6 protein-coding genes and 1 pseudogene are annotated in these 4,658 nt (G+C 75.5%); 6 read left to right on the forward strand and 1 reads right to left on the reverse strand.

All coding sequences use genetic code 11. The features are described from left to right. The 6 genes and pseudogenes from VF825_RS12045 to VF825_RS12070 form a co-directional block, all read left to right on the forward strand. Positions 1-247: pseudogene (locus tag VF825_RS12045) on the forward strand (8-amino-7-oxononanoate synthase); the annotation flags it as partial. Continuing rightward, a complete protein-coding gene (gene bioD, locus VF825_RS12050; protein WP_331113562.1) occupies positions 240-941 on the forward strand; it encodes a dethiobiotin synthase in 702 nt (233 codons plus the stop codon). The pseudogene VF825_RS12045 and the gene bioD, both read left to right, overlap by 8 nt. A 4-nt stretch (positions 942-945) precedes the next feature. Further along, the gene (locus VF825_RS12055; protein WP_331113564.1) at positions 946-1,458 is read left to right on the forward strand and encodes a low molecular weight protein-tyrosine-phosphatase; all 513 of its coding nucleotides are present in this window, start codon (positions 946-948) and stop codon (positions 1,456-1,458) included. Beyond that, entirely contained in the window at positions 1,455-2,426 is a 972-nt protein-coding gene (locus VF825_RS12060; RefSeq protein WP_331113565.1) for an EamA family transporter, read from the forward strand. The genes VF825_RS12055 and VF825_RS12060 overlap by 4 nt, the downstream gene beginning before the upstream one ends. A gap of 50 nt (positions 2,427-2,476) precedes the next feature. Next, complete coding sequence (locus tag VF825_RS12065) at positions 2,477-3,004, forward strand: tetratricopeptide repeat protein (RefSeq protein WP_331113567.1); 528 nt, start codon at positions 2,477-2,479, stop codon at positions 3,002-3,004. 45 nt (positions 3,005-3,049) lie between these two features. Then, positions 3,050-3,739 carry a hypothetical protein gene (locus VF825_RS12070; RefSeq protein ID WP_331113569.1) on the forward strand — a complete coding sequence of 230 codons (690 nt, stop codon included), beginning with the start codon at positions 3,050-3,052 and terminating at the stop codon, positions 3,737-3,739. Here VF825_RS12070 and VF825_RS12075 read toward each other — a convergent pair. Beyond that, the coding region (locus tag VF825_RS12075) for an amidase (protein ID WP_331113571.1) at positions 3,711-4,658 on the reverse strand (948 nt) is incomplete at its 5' end. The two genes, VF825_RS12070 and VF825_RS12075, sit on opposite strands and share 29 nt — an antisense overlap.

The raw sequence follows: 4,658 nt of genomic DNA on the forward strand, positions 1-4,658 counted from the left end.
CCTGGCCGAGGCGTGCGGCGTCGCCGCCCCCGCCGGGGCGGTCCTGTCGGTGCCGATGCCCGGACCCCGGGAGGCCCTGGCCGCGGTCGAGGAGGCCGCGGGGCACGGCATACGGATCGGGTGCTTTCGTCCCCCGTCGACCCCGGACGGCACGAGCCGGCTGCGGCTGACCGCGCACGCCCACCACACCCGGGACGAGCTGGCCCTGGCCGCCAAGGTGCTGCGGGAGGTGACCGGCCGTGCCTGACCTGCCCCCCGTCATCGTCGTCACCGGCACCGGCACCGAGATCGGCAAGACCGTCGTCACCGCGGCCCTGGCGGTCTCGCTGCGGCACCAGGGGCTGCGCGTCACCGTCGTCAAGGCGACCCAGACCGGGCTGCAGCCCGGCGAGCCCGGCGACGTCGACGAGGTCGCCGCCCTGGCCGGCGACGTGCGCACCCGTGAGCTGGTCCGCCTGCCCGACCCGCTCGCGCCCGACGCGGCGGCCCGGGTCGCCGGCGTGGAGATCCCCACGGTGGCCGAGCACGCCGACGCCGTCATGCACCTGGTCAAGGACGGTGACGCCGACGTCGTCCTCGTCGAGGGCGCCGGTGGGCTGCTGGTGCACATGGACTCCGACGGCGCGACCATCGCCGACCTCGGCACCGCGCTGGAGGCCCGGGGGGCGCGGGTGGGCTTCCTCGTCGTCGCGACCGCCGGGCTGGGCACGCTCAACCACAGCGCGCTGACCGCCGAGGCGCTGCGCCACCGCGGGCTGGACTGCCTCGGCTTCGTCATCGGCTCCTGGCCCGAGCACCCCGACCTGGCCATGCGCTGCAACCTGGAGGACCTGCCGACCGTCACCGGCGCCCCGCTGCTGGGCTGGGTGCCCGAGGGCGCCGGCCGCTGGGAGCCGGAGCGGTTCCGCACCGAGGCACCGGCGTGGCTTCGGGTTGAATGACCGCATGACCCGCACCCCGGCCTACCGCGTCTGCTTCGTCTGCTCCGGCAACATCTGCCGCTCGCCGATGGGCGAGGTCATCCTGCGCTCGCTGCTTGAGGAGGCCGGGCTGGACGCGCTGGTCGAGGTCACCTCGGCCGGCACCGGTGGCTGGCACGAGGGCGAGGGCGCCGACCCGCGCACCGTGCGCACCCTGGACGAGCACGGGTATGACGGGTCCGCCCACGTCGCGCACGAGTTCCGTCCCGAGCGGTTCGAGGAGCTCGACCTGGTGCTGGCCGCCGACCTGGGGCACGTGCGCCAGCTGCAGCGGTGGGCGCCGACGGTGGCCGACCAGGACAAGGTCCGGCTGATGCGCGAGTTCGACGCTGCGGCCGCCGCGGCGGGGACGCTGGAGGTGGACGACCCCTGGCACGGTGGGGAGGCCGAGTTCCAGCGCTGCCTGGCCGAGGTCCGTGCCGCCTGCCAGGGCGTGGTCGCGCACGTGGCGGCCGAGCTGGCCGCGACCCGCACATGACGGGAGCGCCCCGCGCGTCGACCGGTCTGGTGATCGCGGTCGTCGCGGCGGTGCTGTTCTCGGTCAACGGCACCGTGAGCAAGGTCGTGCTCCAGCACGGGCTGTCCTCGCTGGAGCTGGTCTCGGTCCGCAGCGCCGGCACCGCGCTGGTGCTGCTCGGGATCACGGCCGCCACGCGGCCCCGGGCGCTGCGCGTCGGCTGGCGCGAGCTGGGGTTCCTGGTGGCCTACGGCATGACCGGCATCGCGATGGTCCAGTGGCTGTACTTCGTGGCGCTGCAACGGCTCCCGGTCGGGGTCGCGCTGCTGTTCGAGTACACCGCCCCGCTGATGGTCGCGCTGTGGGTGCGGTTCGTGCAGCGTCAGCCGGTGCGCTCCCGGCTCTGGCTCGGCCTCGCCTGCGCCCTGGGTGGGCTGGCCCTGGTCGCCCAGTTCTGGAAGGGCCTGGTGCTCGACCCGCTCGGCCTGGTCTCGGCGGTCGGCGCCGGCGCCGCGCTGGCGACGTACTACCTCATGGGCGAGGCCGGCCAGCGCCGGCGCGACCCCATCTCGCTCATGGGCTGGTCGTTCGGCTTCTCGGCGGTGCTCTGGGCGGTGGTTCAGCCGTGGTGGCTCTTCCCGTTCGACCGGATGGGGCAGGCGGTCGAGCTGCCCGGCGCGGTGCCCGGGGCGGCGCCGCTGTGGGTGCTCGTGGCCTGGGTGGTCCTGCTCGGCACGGTGGCGCCGTTCCTGCTCGTGCTGGTGGCGGTGACCCACCTCGGCGCGGCCCGGGTCGGCCTGGTCGGGATGCTCGAGCCGGTCGGCGCCGGGGTCATCGCCTGGGTGCTGCTCGGGGAGTCGCTGACGCCGGTGCAGGTGGCCGGCTCGGTGGTGGTCCTGGTCGGGATCGCCCTGGCTGAGACCGCCCGCCTGCAGGTCGGCCCACCGGCCGAGGAGGGGGCACCCCTGCCGGAGGGCGTCGCCCCCTGACGGCCGAACCCCGTTGCCACGACGGCGCGGCGGCCGGTAGACAGGCGCCCATGACCGAGCAGGGGATGACGCCGGAGCTGGCTGCCGAGATCGCGCGCGGTTTCGCCGCCCGGGACCGGGACGACATGGGTCCGACGATTGCCTACTTCGAGGAGCTGCTGACCCGCCACCCGGGCGACGCCCACGTCCTCTACGAGGTCGGCGGGTCCTACGACACCGCCGGCCGCGAGGACGAGGCGGTCACCTACTACGAGCGGGCCATGGCCGCCGGCCTCGCGGGCGACACCCTGCGCCGGTGCCTGATCCAGTACGGCAGCACCCTGCGCAACCTCGAGCGGTACGACGAGTCGGTCGCCGCGCTGTCCCGGGCCGCCGAGGAGTTCCCCGGGTCTGCCTCGGTGCGGCTGTTCCTGGCCCTGACCCTGCACGCCGCCGGGCGCAGCGACGCCGCGGTCGGTGAGCTGCTCGAGGTGGCCGCCGACCACCTCGACGCCCCGGACGTGCGGCGCTACGAGGCGGCGCTGCGCGGCAACGCGGAGTACCTGCGCGACCTCGACGCCGGCGTCGTCACGGCCTGACCGTTGGGGGTGTCGGTCGGCCGGACCCGGGTCGACCATGGAGCCGTGGGTGCCGAGAATCCCGACCCGCCCATCGCGCGGACCCCGGAGACGTACCTGTGGCCGATCCTGGCGATGGTCGCCGCGATCCTGCCTCAGGTCCTGGTCCCGGCCCGGTTCCGGGTCGGGCCGGTCCCGCTGGTGCCCCTCATCGAGCTCGCCGCCGTGGCCGTGATGGTCGTCATCGCCGCCCGGCCAGGACCGGTGCCCCGTGGGGCCCGGCCCCTGGTGCTGACCCTCTTCGGCGTGCTGGTCGGCGCCAACACGGTCGGCGCCGGGCGCCTGGTGGCCCTGGTGCTCGACGGCCACCCCGTGGACGGCTCGGCGCTGACGGCGAACCGGCTCCTCGTCGCAGGCGCCCTGGCCCTGTCGACGAACATGTTCACCTTCGCGCTGCTCTACTGGCAGGTCGACGGCGGCGGCCCCTGGACGCGCGCCCGAGGACCGGCGCAGCGCCCCGACTTCCAGTTCCCCCAGACCCTCGACCGGGACCTCGGCGGGCCGGACTGGATCCCCCACTTCGGGGACTACCTCTACCTGGCCTTCACCAACCTGGTCTCGTTCAGCCCGGCCGATGCCGCCCCGCTCACCGGCCGGGCCAAGACGCTGATGGCGCTGCAGTCGCTGATCGCCCTGGCCGTCATCGTCGTGGTGCTCTCGAGGGTGATCAACATCCTCCCGGCACCGGCCGGCTGAGCCCGCGAGCAGCCACCACCCCGAGCAGGACCGGCTCCAGGACCGCCGCGGCCCAGGCGAGCAGGTGCTCGTCAGCCCCCGGCCGTGCCACGCACTGCAGCCCGAGCGGCAGCCCGTCCGGCGCGCACCCCGCGGGAAGCCCGACCGCCGGCAGGCCGGCCTGGCTCCACGGCAGGCTCATCACCGAGCTGCCGGTGTCCGACAGCCCCTCCGGCGCCGGGCCGACCGCCGACGGCGCGACCCACAGGTCGAGCCCCTCGGCGTCCATCCGCGCCACGAGCCCGGCCCGGTGCACCGCGCACCCGGCGAGCGCCTCGTCGTACTCCTGCCGCGTGACCGTCTGGCCCTGGCGGATCGCCGCGACGGTCTCGGGCCGGTAGTGCTCGGCGTGCGCGGCGAACCACGCCACGTGCGTCCGGGCGATCTCGTACCTCCCCACGTCGACCTGGCGCTGGGCGAGCGCCTCGAGGTCGCCGACCGCCGGAACGCGTCGCACCACGACACCCGCCTCGCACAGCCGGTCCAGCGCCGCCTCGAACCCGGCCCGCCCCTCCGCCGACACCAGGTCGAGGTAGGGCCCCTCGGGCACGCCGACCACCAGCGACCGGTCGGGCACTGCCGCAGGCGTCCACCCGTCCACGACCACCGACGCCGCCAGCGCCACGTCCTCGACCCGGCGCGCCAGCAGGCCCACCACGTCGAAGCTCGGCGCGTTGGCGATGACCCCGTCGACCGGGATGCGCCCGTGCGTGGGGCGGTAGCCGGTGATGCCGCAGTAGGCCGCCGGGCGGATCGTCGAGCCCACCGTCTGCGTGCCCACGCCCAGGCTGACCAGCCCGGCTGCCACCGCCGCCGCGGACCCGCTGCTCGACCCGCCCGGGGTGTGCCCCAGCGCGCGCGGGTTGCGGGTGGGACCCGG

Origin of the sequence: Oryzihumus sp. (genome assembly GCF_036391795.1) — a bacterium.
GTDB lineage: Bacteria > Actinomycetota > Actinomycetes > Actinomycetales > Dermatophilaceae > Oryzihumus.